This is a genomic window from Paraburkholderia dioscoreae (genome assembly GCF_902459535.1).
Classification (GTDB): Bacteria; Pseudomonadota; Gammaproteobacteria; order Burkholderiales; family Burkholderiaceae; genus Paraburkholderia; species Paraburkholderia dioscoreae.
Genome location: NZ_LR699553.1, coordinates 3,641,836 through 3,661,777 on the forward strand (window position 1 = coordinate 3,641,836; position 19,942 = coordinate 3,661,777).

17 protein-coding genes are annotated in these 19,942 nt (G+C 62.3%); 13 read left to right on the top strand and 4 right to left on the bottom strand.

What is annotated here, in order from left to right; genetic code table 11:
• Window positions 1-31: 31 nt before the first annotated feature.
• Entirely contained in the window at window positions 32-2,329 is a 2,298-nt protein-coding gene (gene clpA / locus PDMSB3_RS16425; protein ID WP_007180615.1) for an ATP-dependent Clp protease ATP-binding subunit ClpA, read from the bottom strand.
• Entirely contained in the window at window positions 2,326-2,640 is a 315-nt protein-coding gene (gene clpS, locus PDMSB3_RS16430) for an ATP-dependent Clp protease adapter ClpS (protein ID WP_006050100.1), read from the bottom strand. Before clpS ends, clpA begins: the two co-directional genes overlap by 4 nt.
• 550 nt (window positions 2,641-3,190) lie before the next feature.
• Here clpS and PDMSB3_RS16435 point away from each other — a divergent pair.
• Window positions 3,191-3,397, top strand: a complete 207-nt coding sequence (locus tag PDMSB3_RS16435; protein WP_007180614.1) for a cold-shock protein — start codon at window positions 3,191-3,193, stop codon at window positions 3,395-3,397.
• Window positions 3,398-3,671: 274 nt separating this feature from the next.
• On the opposite strand, the gene icd is transcribed toward PDMSB3_RS16435, so the two are convergent.
• Window positions 3,672-4,928 carry an NADP-dependent isocitrate dehydrogenase gene (gene icd, locus PDMSB3_RS16440; protein ID WP_007180613.1) on the bottom strand — a complete coding sequence of 419 codons (1,257 nt, stop codon included), beginning with the start codon at window positions 4,926-4,928 and terminating at the stop codon, window positions 3,672-3,674.
• 332 nt (window positions 4,929-5,260) lie between these two features.
• Between icd and PDMSB3_RS16445 the strand changes: the two genes are divergently transcribed.
• From PDMSB3_RS16445 to PDMSB3_RS16495, 11 genes are all read left to right on the top strand, one after another.
• The gene (locus PDMSB3_RS16445; RefSeq protein WP_007180612.1) at window positions 5,261-5,830 is read left to right on the top strand and encodes a pseudouridine synthase; all 570 of its coding nucleotides are present in this window, start codon (window positions 5,261-5,263) and stop codon (window positions 5,828-5,830) included.
• A 456-nt stretch (window positions 5,831-6,286) separates the two neighbouring features.
• Window positions 6,287-6,481 (top strand): hypothetical protein, encoded by a 195-nt coding sequence (locus PDMSB3_RS16450; protein ID WP_011489640.1) that lies wholly within the window; start codon window positions 6,287-6,289, stop codon window positions 6,479-6,481.
• Window positions 6,482-6,626: 145 nt separating this feature from the next.
• Window positions 6,627-7,133: a DUF192 domain-containing protein gene (locus PDMSB3_RS16455; protein ID WP_007180611.1), complete on the top strand. Its 507-nt coding sequence runs from the start codon at window positions 6,627-6,629 to the stop codon at window positions 7,131-7,133.
• A 332-nt stretch (window positions 7,134-7,465) separates the two neighbouring features.
• Window positions 7,466-9,571, top strand: a complete 2,106-nt coding sequence (fusA, locus tag PDMSB3_RS16460) for an elongation factor G (RefSeq protein WP_007180610.1) — start codon at window positions 7,466-7,468, stop codon at window positions 9,569-9,571.
• Between the two features lie 175 nt (window positions 9,572-9,746).
• Window positions 9,747-10,259 (top strand): cupin domain-containing protein, encoded by a 513-nt coding sequence (locus tag PDMSB3_RS16465; protein WP_007180609.1) that lies wholly within the window; start codon window positions 9,747-9,749, stop codon window positions 10,257-10,259.
• A gap of 18 nt (window positions 10,260-10,277) precedes the next feature.
• A complete protein-coding gene (locus tag PDMSB3_RS16470) occupies window positions 10,278-11,285 on the top strand; it encodes a HoxN/HupN/NixA family nickel/cobalt transporter (protein WP_007180608.1) in 1,008 nt (335 codons plus the stop codon).
• A gap of 194 nt (window positions 11,286-11,479) precedes the next feature.
• Window positions 11,480-13,144 carry an ABC transporter substrate-binding protein gene (locus tag PDMSB3_RS16475; protein ID WP_007180607.1) on the top strand — a complete coding sequence of 555 codons (1,665 nt, stop codon included), beginning with the start codon at window positions 11,480-11,482 and terminating at the stop codon, window positions 13,142-13,144.
• A gap of 57 nt (window positions 13,145-13,201) precedes the next feature.
• A complete protein-coding gene (locus tag PDMSB3_RS16480) occupies window positions 13,202-14,212 on the top strand; it encodes an ABC transporter permease (protein WP_007180606.1) in 1,011 nt (336 codons plus the stop codon).
• A complete protein-coding gene (locus PDMSB3_RS16485) occupies window positions 14,209-15,087 on the top strand; it encodes an ABC transporter permease (RefSeq protein WP_007180605.1) in 879 nt (292 codons plus the stop codon). Before PDMSB3_RS16480 ends, PDMSB3_RS16485 begins: the two co-directional genes overlap by 4 nt.
• Entirely contained in the window at window positions 15,084-17,261 is a 2,178-nt protein-coding gene (locus PDMSB3_RS16490; protein ID WP_007180604.1) for an ABC transporter ATP-binding protein, read from the top strand. Before PDMSB3_RS16485 ends, PDMSB3_RS16490 begins: the two co-directional genes overlap by 4 nt.
• Window positions 17,262-17,514: 253 nt before the next feature.
• Window positions 17,515-18,063: a Rap1a/Tai family immunity protein gene (locus tag PDMSB3_RS16495; protein WP_165186971.1), complete on the top strand. Its 549-nt coding sequence runs from the start codon at window positions 17,515-17,517 to the stop codon at window positions 18,061-18,063.
• Window positions 18,064-18,155: 92 nt separating this feature from the next.
• Here the strand turns inward: PDMSB3_RS16495 and PDMSB3_RS16500 are convergent, their stop codons facing one another.
• The gene (locus PDMSB3_RS16500) at window positions 18,156-19,001 is read right to left on the bottom strand and encodes an aldo/keto reductase (protein ID WP_007180602.1); all 846 of its coding nucleotides are present in this window, start codon (window positions 18,999-19,001) and stop codon (window positions 18,156-18,158) included.
• 190 nt (window positions 19,002-19,191) lie between these two features.
• Between PDMSB3_RS16500 and PDMSB3_RS16505 the strand changes: the two genes are divergently transcribed.
• Window positions 19,192-19,938, top strand: a complete 747-nt coding sequence (locus PDMSB3_RS16505) for a GntR family transcriptional regulator (protein WP_007180601.1) — start codon at window positions 19,192-19,194, stop codon at window positions 19,936-19,938.
• Window positions 19,939-19,942 lie beyond the last annotated feature (4 nt).

Here is a 19,942-nt window from a genome sequence, read left to right on the forward strand (position 1 = left end):
CCACGCCGTTTTTTAGTACTAACGCTTACGCTTATTCGACTTCCACCGCTTCCGGATTCGGATTGCGCGGAGCCGGATGCTCGTCGAACGTCAACTGGACCTTGTCTTCCGCATCCACGTCGACCGTCACGCGACCGCCGTTCATCAGCTTGCCGAACAGCAGTTCGTCCGCCAGTGCACGACGGATCGTGTCCTGAATCAGACGCTGCATCGGCCGTGCGCCCATGAGCGGATCGAAACCGTGCTTGGCGAGATGCTTGCGCAGTGCGTCGGTGAAGAGCGCATCGACCTTCTTCTCGTGCAACTGATCTTCCAGCTGCATGAGGAACTTGTCGACCACGCGCATGATGATTTCTTCATCCAGTGCGCGGAAGCTGATCGTTGCATCCAGACGGTTGCGGAACTCCGGCGTGAACATGCGCTTGATGTCGACCATTTCGTCGCCGGTTTCCCGACGATTCGTGAAGCCGATCACCGACTTGCCCATTGCCTCGGCGCCCGCATTCGTCGTCATGATGATGATGACGTTGCGGAAATCCGCCTTGCGGCCGTTGTTGTCCGTCAGCGTGCCGTGGTCCATCACCTGCAGCAGCACGTTGTAGATATCCGGATGCGCCTTCTCGATTTCGTCGAGCAGCAGCACGCAATGCGGCTTCTTCGTGACAGCTTCGGTCAGCAGACCGCCCTGGTCGAAACCGACATAGCCCGGCGGCGCGCCGATCAAACGGCTGACCGCATGACGCTCCATGTATTCCGACATGTCGAAGCGGATCAGCTCGATGCCCAGCGTGAACGCCAGTTGCTTCGCCACTTCGGTCTTGCCGACGCCCGTGGGGCCGGAGAACAGGAATGCGCCGATCGGCTTGTCCAGCTTGCCCAGACCCGCACGCGCCATCTTGATCGCGGCCGACAGCGCGTCGATAGCCGGGTCTTGCCCGAACACCACGCTCTTCAGATCGCGATCCAGCGTTTGCAGCTTGCTGCGATCGTCTTGCGACACGCTTTGCGGCGGGACGCGGGCAATCTTCGAAATGATTTCCTCGATCTCGTTCTTGCCGATAGTCTTCTTCTGCTTCGACTTCGGCAGGATGCGTTGCGCCGCGCCGGCTTCGTCGATCACGTCGATCGCCTTGTCCGGTAGATGACGATCCGTGATGAAGCGTGCCGACAACTCAGCCGCCGCCGACAGCGCGCCCGACGAATACTTCACACCGTGGTGCTCTTCGAAGCGCGACTTCAGGCCACGCAGGATCGCCACCGTCTGTTCGACGGTCGGCTCGGTCACGTCGACCTTCTGGAAACGGCGCGACAATGCCGCGTCTTTTTCGAAAATGCCGCGATATTCCGTGAACGTGGTCGCGCCAATGCACTTCAACGTGCCCGACGACAGCGCCGGCTTGAGCAGGTTCGACGCGTCCAGCGTACCGCCCGACGCAGCGCCTGCGCCGATCAGCGTATGAATTTCGTCGATGAACAGGATGGCGTGCGGACGTTCCTTCAATTCCTTGAGAACCGTCTTCAGGCGCTGTTCGAAGTCACCGCGATACTTGGTGCCGGCGAGCAGCGCGCCCATGTCGAGCGAATACACCTGGGCATCCGCCAGAATGTCCGGCACTTCGCCGCGCGTAATGCGCCACGCGAGACCTTCGGCGATCGCGGTCTTGCCGACGCCGGCCTCACCGACCAGCAGCGGATTGTTCTTGCGACGACGGCACAGCACCTGCACCACACGCTCGACTTCCGACTCGCGCCCGATCAGCGGATCGATGCGGCCGTCTTTCGCCATCTGGTTCAGGTTCTGGGTGAACTGCGCGAGCGGGGTTTCTTTCTGCGCGGCGGCTTCGTCGGACTCGGCATTCGCGTCGCTCGCTTTCGCGGCGTCGGTGCTGCTCGTCTTGGCGATGCCGTGCGAGATGAAATTGACCACGTCCAGACGCGTCACGCCCTGCTGCTGCAGGTAGTACACCGCGTGCGAATCCTTCTCGCCGAAGATCGCGACCAGCACGTTGGCGCCGGTCACTTCCTTCTTGCCATTCGAGGTGGACTGAACATGCATGATCGCGCGCTGGATCACACGCTGGAAACCCAGCGTGGGCTGCGTGTCGACGTCGTCCGTGCCAGGCACGGTCGGCGTGTTGTCATGAATGAAGTTGCGCAGGTTCTGGCGCAGATCCTCGATATTGGCCGCGCATGCACGCAACACCTCCGCTGCTGTCGGATTGTCCAACAGTGCCAGCAAAAGATGTTCGACCGTTATGAACTCGTGCCGCGCCTGGCGTGCTTCCATGAACGCCATGTGCAGGCTGACTTCCAGTTCCTGGGCAATCATGCTTCCTCCATCACACACTGCAGCGGATGCCCGGCCTGCCGTGCGTGGGTAACGACTTGCTCGACTTTGGTCGACGCGATGTCCCGCGTATAGACCCCACAAACTCCCCTGCCCTCGCGATGCACCTTCAACATTACCTGTGTTGCGGTTTCTCTATCTTTATTGAAGTATTCCTGCACGATCATCACGACAAATTCCATCGGCGTGAAGTCGTCATTCAGCAGCACCACCTTGTACATGGATGGCGGCTTGAGCTTTTTCTCCTGCCGCTCCAGTACGGTGCCGTCCTGCTTGTCCGGGATAATCGCCATACACCCATTCTAAACAACTAGGACAGGCCCGCAATCCTGTCAAAACCCGGCCAACCGGCCAGTAAGCCCGTTCGCGACCGCCTGATGGGCGATTCCCCGCCACGCGTGCGTTAAATCGACGAGCCGATTTGCGGAGCCGGCCCCTATCCTGTGATGCTTGCGGCCGTGCTGCGCCGCAGTCGGATCGAGTATCGCACAACCTGCCGTAGCTGGCTGACGGCTCGCCTGGCCCAGTCTTCGCCGAGGCGACCCGCTGAACAGCAGGTGAGTCGATTATGCGACTTTTCAAGACGGCCCGCTTGCGCAACCGCACATAACGAAAGCGGGAAAAACCCTGGAAAGTGCCTGTTTGCAACGCGGCAACGGCATCTCAAAATTTTCTTGACACCCGAATAAAGAGCCTCAACAATCAAGCTGGCACTTTTTTCACCAAGCCATAATTTCGAAAAAATGCCGATGGTGAGCTTGTGAGGAGGGAGCGGCTGCATCGCGCGGTCGTCGAGCTTTTCGAGGGCTCGTGGTAGTGACATGAGTTACAGGGGAAGTTGGAATGGCAACTGGTACGGTCAAATGGTTCAATGACGCAAAAGGTTTCGGATTCATCACGCCTGACGAAGGTGGCGAGGATCTGTTTGCACACTTCTCGGCCATCCAGATGAATGGGTTCAAGACCCTCAAGGAAGGCCAAAAGGTAACCTTCGAGGTCGTGCAAGGCCCGAAAGGCAAACAGGCATCGAACATTCAGGCGCCTGCCTGAAGCTGCTCGATACCCGTCCTTTGAAACCCGGCTCCGTGCCGGGTTTCTTTTTTTGGGTTTCGTCCTCTGGTCGCTCCGAGGCTTGTTCTGGTTGTATCCGGCGCGCACATGTCCCATATATCGGGTAATTTCTTCGGTCTGCTGCCGAGTGTCACGTTTTGCGCTTCAGCTCGCGCGTTACGAAAACATCGCGTGAAGCCACAAACACACAACCCCGGCCGCCTCCCGGCGCCGGGGTTGTACATGCGAACCAGTTCGGCCCAACGCAAGCTGCTTACAGATTCTCGATCAGCACCTGGCCGAAACCGGAACACGACACCTGCGTCGCGCCTTCCATCAGGCGCGCGAAATCGTACGTGACGCGTTTTTGCAGAATCGATTTTTCCATCGACTTGATGATCAGATCCGCTGCCTCGGTCCAGCCGAGATGGCGCAGCATCATTTCCGCCGAAAGAATTTCCGAGCCTGGATTCACGTAGTCCTTACCGGCGTATTTCGGCGCAGTGCCGTGCGTGGCTTCGAACATCGCGACCGAATCCGACATGTTCGCACCCGGTGCGATACCGATACCGCCGACCTGCGCGGCCAACGCATCCGACACATAGTCGCCATTCAGGTTCAGCGTGGCGATCACGTCGTATTCAGCCGGACGCAGCAGAATCTGCTGCAGGAACGCATCCGCGATCACGTCCTTCAGGACGATGTCGCCGCCCGTCTTCGGATTCTTGATCTTCATCCACGGGCCGCCGTCGATCAGTTCCGCGGCGAATTCCTTTTGCGCCAGCGCGTAACCGTAGTCGCGGAACGCGCCTTCGGTGAACTTCATGATGTTGCCCTTGTGCACCAGAGTGACCGAACGGCGATCGTGGTCGAGCGCGTACTGGATCGCCTTGCGCACCAGACGCTCCGTGCCTTCACGCGACACCGGCTTGATGCCGATCCCCGACGTTTCCGGGAAGCGGATCTTCTTCACGCCCATTTCTTCGCGCAGGAACTTGATGATCTTTTTCGCCTGCTCCGATTCGGCCGGCCACTCGATACCCGCGTAGATGTCTTCCGAGTTTTCGCGGAAGATCACCATGTTGGTTTTCTCCGGCTCGCGCACCGGCGAAGGCACACCCTTGAAATACTGCACCGGACGCAAGCACACATACAGATCCAGTTCCTGGCGCAGCGCGACGTTCAGCGAACGGATGCCGCCGCCCACCGGCGTGGTGAGCGGGCCCTTGATCGAGACGACATACTCCTTGAGCACCTGCAGCGTCTCTTCGGGCAGCCACACATCCGGGCCGTACACCTTGGTGGACTTCTCGCCGGCGTAGATTTCCATCCAGTGGATTTTTCGCTTGCCTGCATACGCTTTTTCCACAGCGGCATCCACGACCTTGATCATGACCGGCGTGATGTCGATGCCGGTGCCGTCGCCTTCGATGTACGGAATGATCGGCTGGTCCGACACGTTGAGCGAGAAATCGGGATTGACGGTGATCTTGTCACCGCCGGTCGGAACCTTGATGTGCTGATACGGCATGATCGGACTCCAGTGAAGGCTATGCTGAAAGCTGATGGGAGACTGCGAAAACGGGGGCGCTCCTCGCTACGCGCAATGCCGCACGCCGGCAAGCGGCCTGGCCGCTATTCTAGCCCACGCGAACGCTGCGCCGAGGCCGCGGCGGCTCGGGGTTTTCCAACATGGACGAAGTCAATCCAGCGAGGCACAACTCTTATGTCTTATATAAGACAACGAGCTTAGCGTCGCGCATTATGCTTTATTATCCCGCCATTTACTATTGGCCCGACGCCTCCCGGGGCTGCGCGGCATGAGCGCCGCAACGGCGCGTCGCGACTCTCATTTCATCCACTATGCGCCTTCTCGCTCTGAACAAACCGTTCGGCACTATCTGCCAGTTCTCGCCGCACGAAACGCGCGCGTCGCTGGCCGACTGGGTCAAGGTGCCCAACGTGTATCCGGCAGGCCGGCTCGACTCCGATAGCGAAGGCCTGCTGCTTCTCACCGACGACGGCGCGTTGCAGGCGCGCATTGCCGAGCCGCGTCACAAACTCGTCAAACGTTATTGGGCGCAAGTGGAAGGCGCGGTCGATGCGGCCACACTAAAGAAGCTCGCACGCGGCGTCGATCTCGGCGACTACGTGACGCGGCCCTGTCGCGCCGAGTACGTGGAACCAACCGACACCCTCTGGGTACGCACGCCGCCGATCCGCTATCGCGCCGCGATACCGACCACATGGATCGAATTGTCGATCACCGAAGGCAAGAACCGCCAGGTGCGTCGCATGACTGCCGCCGTGGGGTTTCCGACATTGCGCCTGGTGCGCGTGGGCATCGGCGCACTCGACGTGTTTTCGCTCGGGCTGCAACCGGGAGAGAGCGTCGATTTACCGCCGGATGCGCCGTGGAAAGGCATGATGTGATCATGCGCCCACGCATGACCGAGTGCTCGCCGAATCCGCTCAACGCCTCCACTTCACACCGCGGCACAATACCTAACTCGTTGTATCCGCAAACAAAATAGCGCGTGAAACCACTGTGAAAAACGCGTGAAACAATGACACCCATGACAACGTCGTGGCACGTGATCTGAATCAATCCATCGGCTTATAAGTTTTCCACAAATTTCGCGTCAACCGCTGCGCGAGCTCAGGCGTTATTCGACGCAGATGCCGCCCGAAGCTATCCGGCATTCAGCCTTAAGGGCCTTTGTGCAAGCCGCTCTTGCGGTAAGTGCGGGGAGTCTGAGCGCTAACGCAGACGTGTCGAAAATTTGTTCGATGCGGCTGTCAACCGAAAGGTGGATGGCACGTTTACCGACATGACTCCATATATAACCGGGTCATTTGGTTAATTAACTAAAGCTGAGGATTCACAAAATGAACAAACTGATCGCCGCTCTGGTCGCTGGTCTCTTCGCAACGGCAGCATTCGCACAAGCTTCGGCACCGGCAGCAGCTTCGGCAGCTCCGGCAGCAGCAGCTTCGTCGGCAAAGAAGACCACGAAGCACGCTCACAAGAAGTCGCACAAGAAGGCAGCAGCAGCAGCTGCAGCTTCGGGCGCTTCGGAGTAAGTTTGTTGTAAAAACGCAGTCAAGAACTAGCTTCATTGCCGTTCTTACGGCGTTGAAAGGCAGATCACCGCAAGGCGATCTGCCTTTTTGTTTTTGACGCGCTCGCGTAACATTCGCGGGTTAATTTCCAGCAAGGAGTCATGCCGTGCGATTTCCCATGCGCTCGTTGATTGCGCGTTTCGCCATTGCCGTTGCATTGCCGCTCGCCGCGTTGACATTCACCGCCACAACCATCGCACCTGCTCACGCGCAGCAGATGCCGGCCGGCGCTAAACAGCCTGGCGAATTTCCGCGCGCGAAACTGACCGCGGGCATGTTCGTGATCGACGCCGCTGTCGCTGCGAACGACGCGGACCGCGAGCAAGGCCTCATGTATCGCACGAACCTCGCGCCGAACGAAGGCATGCTGTTCGTCTTCAATGAAAACGCGGTGCATTGCTTCTGGATGAAGAACACGTTGATCCCGCTGTCGATCGCATTCATGCGCGCCGACGGCACGGTCACCGACATCGACGAGATGCAGGCCGAGACCACCAACAATCACTGCCCGAAGAACAACGGCGTGTATGCGTTGGAAATGAGCAAAGGCTGGTTCACGTCGAAAGGCATCAAACCGGGGATGAAGATCCAGGGCTTGCCCGCCGCGCAATAAAGCGCGCCGTCCGCAGGAGCGCGCCGCCGCTCGCCTCACCACTTTGCTTCACCGCTTTCCGCAAGCCGGTGCCTTGTCACGAGGCGCCGGCTCTTTTATTTGCGCGCCGCGGCATGAGCACCCTGTCACGCCGTATCGCGTCGCACCAAAGCACGCCGCACGGGCAGCCGAAGCCCTGCCAGCACCCGTTCGCGGCCAACCGGGAAGATTCCTGCAAAAGACGGGCCGACGCGCTATCCTAGTAATCTTAGTAAAGCAGCACCCAGGCTCCCCGGACAGCACAGACTGCTGCCCGGCAAGCGTTTCAGGCGCGCCATTCCAAGGAGGTTCACGTGCCCCGCAAGACTCCCATCGAGCGCTACCGGAATATCGGCATTAGCGCTCACATCGATGCCGGCAAAACCACCACCACTGAACGCATCCTGTTCTACACCGGCGTGACCCACAAGATCGGCGAGGTTCACGACGGTGCGGCGACGATGGACTGGATGGAACAGGAGCAGGAGCGCGGCATCACCATTACGTCGGCGGCCACCACTGCTTTCTGGAAGGGTATGGCCGGCAACTATCCGGAACACCGGATCAACATCATCGACACGCCGGGCCACGTCGACTTCACGATCGAAGTGGAGCGCTCCATGCGCGTGCTCGACGGCGCGTGCATGGTGTACGACTCGGTCGGCGGCGTGCAGCCGCAGTCCGAAACCGTGTGGCGTCAGGCGAACAAGTACAAGGTGCCGCGCATTGCGTTCGTCAACAAGATGGACCGCGTGGGCGCGGACTTCTTCCGTGTGCAGCGGCAGATCGGCGATCGCCTGAAGGGCGTCGCGGTGCCGATCCAGATTCCGGTCGGCGCGGAAGAACACTTCCAGGGCGTGGTCGACCTCGTCAAGATGAAGGCGATCTTCTGGGACGAAGAGAACCAGGGCATCAAATTCGAGTACCGTGATATTCCGCCGGAACTCGCGGCGACCGCAAAGGAATGGCACGACAAGATGGTCGAGGCCGCAGCCGAAGCGAATGAGGAACTGCTCGACAAATACCTCGGCGGCGAAACATTGACCGAAGAGGAAATCAAGCACGGCATTCGCGTGCGCTGCATTGCCAACGAAATCGTGCCGATGCTGTGCGGCAGCGCGTTCAAGAACAAGGGCGTGCAAGCCATGCTCGACGCGGTGATCGACTATCTGCCGTCACCGGTGGACGTGCCCGCCATCACCGGCCACGACGAACACGACAAGGAAATCGAGCGCCATCCGACCGATACCGATCCGTTCTCGGCACTCGCCTTCAAGATCATGACCGACCCGTTCGTCGGCCAGCTGATTTTCTTCCGCGTCTATTCCGGCGTGGTGAATTCGGGCGACACGGTCTACAACGCGATCAAGGAAAAGAAGGAACGCCTTGGCCGGATCCTGCAGATGCACGCCAACGAACGCAAGGAAATCAAGGAAGTGTACGCGGGCGACATCGCCGCGGCTGTCGGCCTGAAGGAAGCGACCACGGGTGACACGCTGTGCGATCCGAACCACGTGATCATCCTCGAAAAGATGATCTTCCCGGAGCCGGTGATCTCGCAGGCCGTCGAGCCGAAGACCAAGGTCGACCAGGAAAAGATGGGCATCGCGTTGAACCGTCTTGCCCAGGAAGATCCGTCGTTCCGCGTGCAGACCGATGAAGAATCCGGCCAGACCATCATCTCGGGCATGGGCGAGCTGCACCTGGAAATTCTGGTCGACCGCATGAAGCGCGAGTTCGGCGTCGAGGCAACGGTCGGCAAGCCGCAGGTTGCGTATCGCGAGACGGTGCGCAACAAGGTCGAAGACGTCGAAGGCAAATTCGTCAAGCAGTCGGGCGGCCGCGGTCAATACGGCCATGCGGTGATTACGCTCGAGCCGGCGCCACAAGGCAAGGGCTACGAATTCGTCGACGCGATCAAGGGCGGTGTGATTCCGCGTGAATATATTCCGGCCGTCGACAAGGGCATCCAGGAAACGCTGAAGGCCGGCGTGCTCGCGGGCTATCCGGTGGTCGACGTGAAGGTGACGCTCACCTTCGGTTCGTACCACGACGTTGACTCGAACGAAAACGCGTTCCGCATGGCCGGCTCGATGGCCTTCAAGGAAGCGATGCGCAAGGCCAAACCCGTGCTGCTCGAACCGATGATGGCCGTCGAGGTGGAAACGCCGGAAGACTTCATGGGCAACGTGATGGGCGACCTGTCGAGCCGCCGCGGACTCGTGCAAGGCATGGAAGACATCGCCGGGGGCGGCGGGAAGCTGGTGCGCGCCGAAGTGCCGCTCGCGGAGATGTTCGGTTACTCCACGTCGCTGCGCTCCGCGACGCAAGGCCGCGCGACCTACACGATGGAGTTCAAGCACTATGCGGAAACGCCGAACAACGTCGCTGAAGCCGTGATCAACGCGAAGCAGAAGTAAGCACTACGCCAAAGGCATTCATGCCAACGGCTCGAAGCCCGTCCCCGGTGGACGGGCTTTTTTTCGTCCGCTGCAACGCGCCCAGGGCTTCTTCACACGCACGTTTTTGAACGTGCAAAAATGCCGGAAGGCGCCGTGCCGAACGCCGGAACTCACGCCCACGAGGAGACACATCATGAGCCACGATCACGAACATCCGCATTACAAAGACGTGCCGCCCACCGCGCCCGATTGGCGCGAGCACGGCGTGAAAGTCATCAAGGGCGACCAGCTCGATAGCAACACGGCGCAAACGCCGGGCATGAATCGCGCGGCGGCGATCAATGCCGCACGCGTGGGCGCGCAGAAGATCTGGGCCGGCACCGTGACGATCCACCCGAATGCGAAGACCGGCGCACATCATCACGGCGCGCTCGAAAGCGTGATCTACGTGGTACGCGGCCAGGCGCGCATGCGTTGGGGCGAGCATCTGGAGTTCACCGCCGAAGCCGGTCCCGGCGACTTCATTTTCGTGCCGCCGTATGTGCCGCATCAGGAGATCAACGCGAGTACCGACGACCCGCTCGAATGCGTGCTGGTGCGCAGCGACAACGAAGCGGTAGTGGTTAATCTGAACATCGACGCGGTGGAACAACCCGAGACGGTGTTCTGGGTCGATCCGATTCACAAGCATCCGCACGATCATTAACTCCCGCCCACGCAACTCATGACGCCGACCGCTTCGCTGCGCCCTCGCCTCTTCACGCTATACGCCGTGCTGATCGCCGCCAATCTCGGCGCGTGGGCGTGGGCCCTGATCGCGTTTCGCCACTACCCGCTGCTGCTCGGCACCGCGCTGCTCGCCTACGGCTTCGGCCTGCGCCATGCGGTCGACGCCGATCACATCGCGGCGATCGACGCCGTCACACGCAAGCTCATGCAAGCCGGCAAACGGCCGCTCGGCGTCGGGCTGTCGTTTTCGCTGGGGCATTCGACCATCGTGATCCTCGCGACGATCGGCATAGCGTGGACCGCGCATTCGCTGCATGGCCGCTTCGAGACTTTCAAGGCCGTGGGCGGCACCATCGGCACGCTCGTCTCCGCGAGCTTCCTGCTGGTGCTCGCAGCCGTCAATCTCGTGATTCTGCGTGACGTCTGGCGCCGTTATCGCCATGTCCAGCAAAGCGGCGAATTGCCTGCTAAAACGCCGGACTCGATTGCGCCGGCAGGTCTGCTGTCGCGCGCGTTGCGTCCGCTCTTCAGGCTCGTGACGAAAAGCTGGCACATGTACCCGGTCGGCGTGCTGTTCGGCCTCGGCTTCGATACCGCGACCGAGATCGGTTTGCTCGCGATCGCCGCTTCCGAAGCCGGCAAAGGTCTGCCGCTCTATTCGATTCTCGTGTTTCCCGCGCTCTTCACCGCCGGCATGACGCTGGTCGATTCGACCGACAACGTGCTGATGGTGCATGCGTACGGCTGGGCCATGGACGACCCGAAACGCAAGCTCTACTACAACGCGAGCATCACCTTTGTCTCGGCGGTGGTGGCGATCGTGATCGGCGGCGTTGAAGCGTTGGGGCTGCTGTCGGACAAGCTCGGTCTGAACGGCGGCGTATGGGATGCGATCGCCAGCGTGAACGACCGCTTCGGCGTGCTGGGTTACGGCATCGTCGCGGTGTTCATGGCGTGCTGGATCGGCTCGGTGCTGTTCCATCGCTGGCGCCGGGCGTTGTGATGGCGATACACACCGGTCCTTTTATCCGCCAATCGGCAACCCGGTAACGCCGCGAGCACGCCGAACCCGCCAGCAATCCTTTACACTAAAACCGCTTCGCTCGCCGCTTTCGTCATTGCACTACCGTCGCCGGGTCGCGCGCATCCGGCGCGGCCTTTCAGAACCGGCAACAGAACGGACTGGACACTCCATCGATGAAGACTCCCGCGAACCGATTTCCCGCACTCGACGCAGCCCGCCTCACCGCCGACGCCTACGGCAACCACGCCATCGACGAATTCGTCGCCGGCCGCATCACGCGCCGCGATCTGCTGCGCTATGCAAGCGTGATCGGTTTGTCGCTGGCCGGCGCCGGCGTGCTGAATGCGCCGCAAGCGCGTGCGCAAGGCACCGCGGCCGCGTCGAATCAGACCATCCGCGTGGCTCACCTGACACCGGCCGGCGCGGTCGATCCGCTCACCGTGACGGATGCCGCCAGCCTCGCGCTGCTGAACCAGACCGGCGAATTCCTGATCGACGACGACGGCGAAAAGCTCGTACTCAAGCCGGCACTCGCGTTGTCGTGGAAACCGAACGACAAAGGCGACGTGTGGACCTTCAAGCTGCGTCCGAACGTCAAGTTCCACGACGGCCAGTTGTTCAGCGCCAAAGACGTGGTCGCCACGTTCGACCGCCTGGCCGATCCGGCGAGCGGCTCGGCGGCGCTTTCCGTGCTCAAGGGCGTGCTGTCGAAAGGCGGCGCCAAAGTGATCGACGACCACACGGTCGCGTTTCATCTGGACGCGCCGAACGGCAACTTCCCGTATTACGTTTCCTCGGACAATTACAACGCCGTGATCCTGCCCGCGAACTACGCGGGCGGTTATGAAAAGAGCTTCATCGGCACAGGTCCGTTCAAGCTCGAAAAGTATCAGGCGAAGGTGGGCGCGTCGTTCGTGCGCAATCCCGATTACTGGGGCGAAAAAGCGTTACCGCAACGCGTACAGTTCTCGTTCTACGCCGACGAACAGGCACAATTGCTTGCGCTGCAAGGCCATCAGGCCGACGTGATGGGCACCTTCACCGTGCAGGGCGGCGCCGGCATTCTGAACAATCCGGATTACAAGGCCGTGGGCGTGAAGTCAAGCGCGCACCGGCAGATTCACATGCGCAACGACAATCCGCTGTTCAAGGACAAGCGCGTGCGCCAGGCACTGGCGTTGTCGATCGATCGCGACGTGCTGGTGCGCGGCCTGTTCAAAGGGCGCGCGCAACTCGGCAACGACAGTCCGTTCGCGCCGGTGTTTCCGTCTTCGGATGCGGGTGTTCCGCAACGCAGGATCGACGTCGCCAAAGCGAAGCAGCTGCTTGCGCAAGCCGGCGTGCCGAACGGCTTCGAAGTGACGCTGACCACCGAAAAATACATGGAGATTCCCGATCTCGCGGTGGTCGTGCAAAACGCGGCGAAGGCCATTGGCGTGCGCATCAATCTGAAGATCGAAAGCCAGTCGCTGTATTACGGCGCGGGCACGCCGGGCAAATCGGATTGGCTGGACTCGCCGCTCGGCATTACCGACTACGGTCATCGCGGCGTGCCGAACGTCTTCCTGAATGCACCGCTTACCAGCACCGGCACATGGAACGCCGCGCACTTCAGGAATCCGCAATACGATCAACTGGTCGCACAATTCGTTGCGGCCATCGATCTCGGCTCGCAGCGGAAAATCGCCGGGCAGATCCAGACGCTGCTGCTCGATGAAACGCCCATCATCATTCCGTTCTTCTACGATCAGCTGATCGCCATGCGCAAGGGTGTGAACGGCGTGCGCTTCACCGCGCTCGCGCAACTCTACTTCGACCGCGCGGTGTTGAGCGCGTAATGCTGGACGCCCGAGGTTGAGCGCCCGAGCACCAGCGCGTTTCGGCAGGAGAGCATGATGTCGAGCACGGTGACCCCTTCCACTTCCTCCATGTCGAGCGGCAACGCGGGCCGCGTCGTGCGTTTTCTGGCTACGCGTGTCGGCTTGTCGCTGATCACGCTGTGGCTGCTCTCGGTGATCGTCTTCGCCGGCGGACAACTGCTGCCGGGCGATATCGGCCGCGCGGTGCTCGGCCCGCTCGCCGATGCGCGCGCGGTCGCCGCGCTCAATCATCAACTCGGCGCCGACCGTCCGCTGATGACGCAATACGTCGACTGGATTTCGCATTTCGTGCGCGGCGACATGGGACTGTCCTATGCGTATCGCGAGCCGGTCGGGCCGTTTATCGCCAACGCGCTCGCGCATTCCGCGAAGCTCGGCTTGCTCGCGTTCGTCGTCGTCGTGCCGCTCGGCATTGCGGGCGGCGTGTGGTCGGCCATGCACGCGGGGCGCTGGCTCGATCGCACGATCAGCATCGTGGGGTTGTCGGCCACGGTGGTGCCGGAATTCGTTTCGTCGATCGTGCTGATTCTGGTGTTCGGCGTGTGGCTACGCTGGCTGCCGATCGAAGCGTCGTATCCGCCCGAAGCGAGCGCACTCGAACAGCTGCGTCATCTGGTGCTGCCGGTGCTGCCGCTCGTGCTGGTGTTCTTCGGCTACATCGCGAGGATGGCGCGCGCCGGCACCGTCGAGGCGCTCGACGCGGACTATACGCGCACCGCGATTCTCAAGGGCCTGCCGCGCCGTATCGTGATCTGGCGGCACGTCTTGCGCAATGCATTGCTGCCCACCATCACGGTCGCCGCCACGCAACTCGGTTATATGATCGGCGGGCTCGTGGTGGTCGAGACGCTGTTCCACTACCAGGGCATCGGCTCGCTGATCTACAACGCCGCGAAGGCCAAGGACTTCCCAATGCTCGAAGCAGGCGTACTGACGATCGGCGTGGTCTACACCGTCGCCAATCTCGTCGCCGATGCGCTGCACGTCCTGCTCAATCCACGCTTGCGAGTGAGGAGCGCCGAATGAGCACGATCGTTCCGCCGGCCGCGCCCCCAACGCCGCGTCCGGTTACCGAGCCCCGCTTCGACCAGTTGCGCGTGCTGCTGCGCTCGCCGACCTTCGTGGTGGGCGTGGTGATCGTCGCGTGGTGGATCGTCTGCGCGATCGCCGGGCAATGGATCGTGCGGATCGACCCTTATGCGTCCGATCCGCTCAACTCGCTGATGCCGCCTGATCGCACGCACTGGTTCGGCACCGATCAACTCGGGCGCGACGTGTTCTCGCGCGTGATCGTCGGCGCGCGCGACATTCTCACCATCGCGCCGCTCGCCACCCTGCTCGGCACAGCGGCGGGCACCGCGCTGGGATTGATCGTCGGCTACTTCGAAGGCTGGGTCGACAACGTGGTCGGACGCGTCATCGACGCCGTGCTCGCGCTGCCACTGGTGATCGTCGCGCTGCTCGCGCTGGCCGCCGTCGGCGCGTCGAACTTCACCGTGATCCTCGTGATCGGCATCACCTTCACGCCGATCACTGCGCGCACCGTGCGCGCCGCCGTGTTCGCCGAACGGCATCTCGACTACGTCGCGGCAGCGCAGCTACGCGGCGAGCGCGCGCCGTACATCATGTTCGCCGAGATTCTGCCGAACGTGCTGCCGCCCGTCATCGTCGAAGCGACGGTGCGGCTCGGTTACGCGATCTTCGCGGTCGCCACGCTGTCGTTTCTCGGCTTCGGCATCCAGCCGCCGTCGGCCGACTGGGGGCTCGCGCTGTCCGAGTCATACACGCTGATGGCGGGCGGCGCATGGTGGACCGTGGTGTTCGCCGCCGGCGCGATTGCCAGCCTCGTGGTCGGCGTGAATCTGATCGCCGACAGCGTGCAAGGCGTGCTCGACCGATGAACGGCCCGCCGCCCTCCTCGTTCCCCGCCTTCGATGTCTCGAAGAGCGATCGCACGGACGCGCTGACCGTCATCGGTCTGACGGTCACGTACCGCGTGCGCGGACGCGATCGCGAGGTGCTGCAGGACATTTCGTTTCGCGTGCGGCGCGGCGAAGCGTATGGTCTCGTCGGCGAGTCCGGCTGCGGCAAGTCGACCGTTGCGATGGCGGCGCTGCGCTATCTGCCGCGCAACGGCAAAGTGAAGGCCGGCAAGATCATCGTCACCGGCGAGGACGTGCAGAAGCTTGACGCCGACGCGTTGCGCAACATGCGCGCCAGAACGATTTCAATGGTCTACCAGGATCCGGGGCGCGCGCTGAATCCGTCGCTGACGATCGCGCGGCAAGTCTCCGAAGCGTTCGAAGCCGCCGGCGTCGCGCGCGACGAAGCCTTGCGGCGCACGCTGGAGATGTTGCAGCGCGTGCGCATCGCCGCGCCCGAGCGGGTGATGGAGAGTTATCCGCATCAACTGTCGGGCGGCATGCAACAGCGCGTAGTGATCGCGATGGCGCTCGCCTCGAACCCCGCGCTGCTGATTCTCGACGAACCGACTACCGGCCTCGATGCTACCGTCGAGGCCGAAGTGCTCGACCTCGTCGCGCAGTTGCGCGAGGAACTCGGCACGGCTGTGCTGTTCATCAGCCACAACCTCGCGGTGATCGGGCGGATGTGCGAACGCGTCGGCGTGCTTTACGCGGGAAAACTGGTCGAGGAAGGCGCGACGCAAGATGTCTTCACGCGGCCGCGCCATCCCTATACGGTCGGACTGTTGCGCTGTCTGCCCACGGCCGGGCGCAGCAAGGACAGCGAGCGGCTCGACACGATCGCCGGCAGCCTGCCGTTGCCGGGTGCGGTAACGCAGGGCTGCATCTACGCAGAGCGCTGCCGCCTCGCCGACGACCGCTGCCGCCGCGAAGCGCCGCCGCCGTATCGCGTGAGCGCCGCACACGGCGATCAGATGTCACGCTGCCATTACCACGAACGCGCGATCGAATTGCCGCGTGCAAGCGCGCAAGCCTTGCCGGAGTGCAACGGCGCGTCGTTCGACGGCAAACCGCCTGCTCTCGTCTTGCGCGCGGAAAAACTGTCGAAGACGTTTCACGTGTCCGGCGCGCCGCTGCGCGCGGTGGACCACGTCTCAATCGATCTCGCCAGCGGTGAGACGCTCGGCCTCGTCGGCGAATCGGGCAGCGGCAAGACGACGCTCGCCAAACTGATGCTCGGCCTGCTCACGCCGGATGCAGGCAGCGTGCTCGAACTGGATGGCGAGCCGCTCGCGGCGCGCGTCACACGACGCAGCGACGATCAGGTCAAGTCGCTGCAGATCGTTTTCCAGAATCCGGACTCGGCGCTCAATCGCGCGCATTCGGTGAAACGGCTGATCGGCCGCGCGCTGTCGCGCCTCACCACGTTGCGCGGGCCCGCGATCGACGAACGGCTTGCCGCCTTGACCGCCGCAGTGCGTTTGCCGCAGCGCTATCTCGACTCGCGTACGCGGCAACTGTCCGGTGGCCTGAAACAGCGGGTGGCAATTGCCCGCGCGTTTGCCGGCGAACCGCGCGTGGTGGTTTGCGACGAACCGACTTCCGCGCTCGACGTTTCCGTGCAGGCCGCGATCCTGAATCTGCTCGCCGATCTGCAGCGCGAGCGTGGCGTGAGTTACGTTTTCATCTCGCACGACCTGCATGTGGTGCGCTATCTGTCGGATCGCATCGCCGTGCTGTATCTGGGCAGGCTGCTGGAAATCGGCCCGGCGGCGGCTGTGTTCGGCGGGCCGCACCATCCTTATACGGAAGCGCTGCTGTCTTCGGTACCGACACTCGATGGCCGCGGCGGCGCAACCCGCATCCGGCTATCCGGCGATCTGCCGAGTGCGGTATCGCCGCCATCGGGCTGCGTGTTCCACACGCGCTGCCCGCGTAAGCTCGGCGCGATCTGCGAACAGCAGGATCCGCCGTTCCTCGACGCCGGCGCCGCGGCAGGGCCGTCCGCGCATCGAATCCGCTGTCACATTCCCGTCGACGAATTGCGCGCGCTGCAAGCCGCTTCACGCGACGATGCGGACAACGTCGCGAGGAAGGTTCCGGGCAACGGTTCGGAAAACGCGCCCGAGAATGCCGGGCGCGACGAATAGCGTGGCGTGATGCAGGACGACGGGCGGCAGAACGGTATCGGGAAAAAGCGATGGGCGGGCTCGGGTAGCGGCAACTCCGGTGAAGCGGGTGCGGCAAGGGGAACGGCAAGGGGCGTGGTAATGGAAGCAGCGGAGCGCGCCCGCAAAGCAGCTGCACCTCAAACAATCGGTCGCTCATGGGCGCATGACCGGAACCAAACCGGGGCGATTGCCTCATATCAGATATCAACGTTCGATATGAGGGCACCACAACATGCAACGAAACGTCCCACCCGCCGCGGCACACGCGGTCAACGGCCTGTTGATGGCCGCCGCGCTCAGCCTCGCATCGCTCGCTCATGCGCAAACGGCAGCGCAAACGGCAGCGCAAACGCCCCCACAGACGGCACAGACGGCACAGACGGCACAGGCGACACAGGCGACACAAACAGCACAAGCGGCACAGCCGCTGTCGCCCACGCTCTCGCAAGCCGCACCGCCGGTCGATCCCACCTTCTCGGCCTATTCGCTTGCGCAGACCTGCAAGCAGAAAAACGATAACGTCGCCCAAGGCCAATGCGTCGGCGCGATTCGCGGCATCATCCACGGCTATCAGTACGGCGTGCTATTCCTCGGTCAGCGCGCCGCCCTGCCGGCCAATGAAACGCAGCGAGTGTCGCTGTGTCTGCGCAATACGCAGGTGTCGTCGATCGTCGACGAATTCGTCGCGGACGCCGCTCAGGTCAACGAAGATTCGCTCAAGCACACCCCCGCTGAAGTCGCGGTGCTGGGTTCCGTGCACATGCACCACAGTTGCAATTGATCAGGCGCCTGCAACGGCCGTTGCGTGTCCGACGGAATCGACGACCCGCCGCCCGCACCGTGCCGTCGCGCGCCAAACGGGCGCCGCTGCACTTACAGCATTTCGAGCGGCCGCTTGCTGCGCGGTGGTTTGAAATACGCGTCGATAGCGGCCAGTTCATCCGCGCCGAGTTGCAGTTGCGACGCGCGATAGTTGTCGCGCACATGCTCGACGCGGCCCGCCTTCGGAATCGCGAACACGCCGGGCTCGAGCAACACCCATGCGAGCGCCACCTGGAACACCGAGACGCCGCGCGCGTCGGCGATATCGTCGAGCGGCGAGCGTTTCGGCAGGCGTGCGTGATCGACCGGGCTGTACGCCATAGCCGGCATCTTGCGCGCGGCGAGCCACGGCAGCAGATCGAATTCCGGCCCGCGGCGCACCACGTTGTAGAGAATCTGATTGGTCGCGCACGCATCGCCGCCCGGCGTGGCGACGAGTTCTTCCATATCCGCGGTGTCGAAGTTGCTGACGCCCCAATGGCGAATCTTGCCCGCCTGCCGTAACGCCTCGAAGCCCTCGACCGTTTCCGCGAGCGGCACCGAGCCGCGCCAGTGCAGCAGATACAGATCGAGCTGATCCGTCTTCAGACGCTTGAGGCTCTGCTCGCAGGCTGCGATCACGCCGCGCCGGCTGGCGTTATGCGGATACACCTTGCTGACCAGAAACACCTTGTCGCGCAACCCGGCCAAAGCAACGCCCAGCAGAGATTCGGTCGCGCCGTCGCCATACATTTCCGCCGTGTCGATCAACGTCATGCCGAGTTCGATGCCGCAACGCAGCGCGTCGATTTCGGCGGCACGCCGCGCCGGCACTTCACCCATCTCCCAGGTGCCCTGCCCCAGTTTCGGAATGCGTTCGCCGTCGGGCAGGCTCACGCTTGCGATGTCGCTCGTCATGCTGACTCCTCGAAGTGGCTCAATGGTCGGCAATGCCGCAGCGCAGGCGAATGCGCGGCGTATGCCACGAAAAACATAGCGACGAGTTTAGCGGTTCAACGGACATTCGATCGGCCACCAGGCAAAAGCCCGCTATAACATAGCGCGCCGATGTCATAGAATTGCCGCTTGCCCTTCTTGCGTGAGTTCCATGACCTCTGCCTCGGAAGACCGCTGGCGCGACCTGCGCCCGGACCCGGAAAACGACACGCCGCTCTACCTGCAACTTGCCCGCAAGCTCGGCGCCGCCATCCACGAGAACCGCTGGAACGCCGGCGAGGCGCTGCCCTCGGAGCGCGTACTCTCGGAGGCGCTGGGCGTATCGCGAATCACTTCACGCAAGGCAATTGCCTTGCTGGTCGAGCAGGGATTGATTCGGCGCACTCAGGGCGCGGGCAGTTTCATCACGCCACGCTACGAAGATCCGCTATCGCGTTTGTCGAGCTTTAGCGAAATGCTGCGTCGGCGGGGTTTTACGCCGAGTTCGAAGTGGCTGTCGCGCGAAATCCTGCCGGCAAACCGCGACGAGGTGATTCAGCTCGGCTTGTCGCCGGCCGCGGCGGTAACGCGCTTGCGGCGCTTGCGCCTGGCCGACGGCATCGTGATGGCGGTCGAGAATTCCACGTTCCCCGCTGCGGTGATTCCCGATCCGCAAGCTATCGGCGATTCGCTGTACACGTACCTGGAGAATCGCGGGCTGACGATTGTCCGCGCGCTCCAGCACTTTCGCGCGGTGAACGCGAGCGAGGAAATCGCGCAGCAGATGAGCATCGCCCCGAACGAGGCGCTGCTGTTGATTACCCGTGTGGGCTATACCGCCGATCAGCGGGCGATCGAGTTGACCGACACGTACTGCCGCAACGATTACTACGACTTCGTGGCGGAATTGAGGAAGTAAGGGC

Coding starts and splice junctions, on each gene's coding strand:
- clpA (WP_007180615.1), bottom strand. CDS start 2,329: ATGATTGCCCAGGAACTGGAAGTCAGCCTGCACATGGCGTTCATGGAA.
- clpS (WP_006050100.1), bottom strand. CDS start 2,640: ATGGCGATTATCCCGGACAAGCAGGACGGCACCGTACTGGAGCGGCAG.
- PDMSB3_RS16435 (WP_007180614.1), top strand. CDS start 3,191: ATGGCAACTGGTACGGTCAAATGGTTCAATGACGCAAAAGGTTTCGGA.
- icd (WP_007180613.1), bottom strand. CDS start 4,928: ATGCCGTATCAGCACATCAAGGTTCCGACCGGCGGTGACAAGATCACC.
- PDMSB3_RS16445 (WP_007180612.1), top strand. CDS start 5,261: ATGCGCCTTCTCGCTCTGAACAAACCGTTCGGCACTATCTGCCAGTTC.
- PDMSB3_RS16450 (WP_011489640.1), top strand. CDS start 6,287: ATGAACAAACTGATCGCCGCTCTGGTCGCTGGTCTCTTCGCAACGGCA.
- PDMSB3_RS16465 (WP_007180609.1), top strand. CDS start 9,747: ATGAGCCACGATCACGAACATCCGCATTACAAAGACGTGCCGCCCACC.
- PDMSB3_RS16470 (WP_007180608.1), top strand. CDS start 10,278: ATGACGCCGACCGCTTCGCTGCGCCCTCGCCTCTTCACGCTATACGCC.
- PDMSB3_RS16475 (WP_007180607.1), top strand. CDS start 11,480: ATGAAGACTCCCGCGAACCGATTTCCCGCACTCGACGCAGCCCGCCTC.
- PDMSB3_RS16480 (WP_007180606.1), top strand. CDS start 13,202: ATGTCGAGCACGGTGACCCCTTCCACTTCCTCCATGTCGAGCGGCAAC.
- PDMSB3_RS16485 (WP_007180605.1), top strand. CDS start 14,209: ATGAGCACGATCGTTCCGCCGGCCGCGCCCCCAACGCCGCGTCCGGTT.
- PDMSB3_RS16490 (WP_007180604.1), top strand. CDS start 15,084: ATGAACGGCCCGCCGCCCTCCTCGTTCCCCGCCTTCGATGTCTCGAAG.
- PDMSB3_RS16495 (WP_165186971.1), top strand. CDS start 17,515: ATGCAACGAAACGTCCCACCCGCCGCGGCACACGCGGTCAACGGCCTG.
- PDMSB3_RS16500 (WP_007180602.1), bottom strand. CDS start 19,001: ATGACGAGCGACATCGCAAGCGTGAGCCTGCCCGACGGCGAACGCATT.
- PDMSB3_RS16505 (WP_007180601.1), top strand. CDS start 19,192: ATGACCTCTGCCTCGGAAGACCGCTGGCGCGACCTGCGCCCGGACCCG.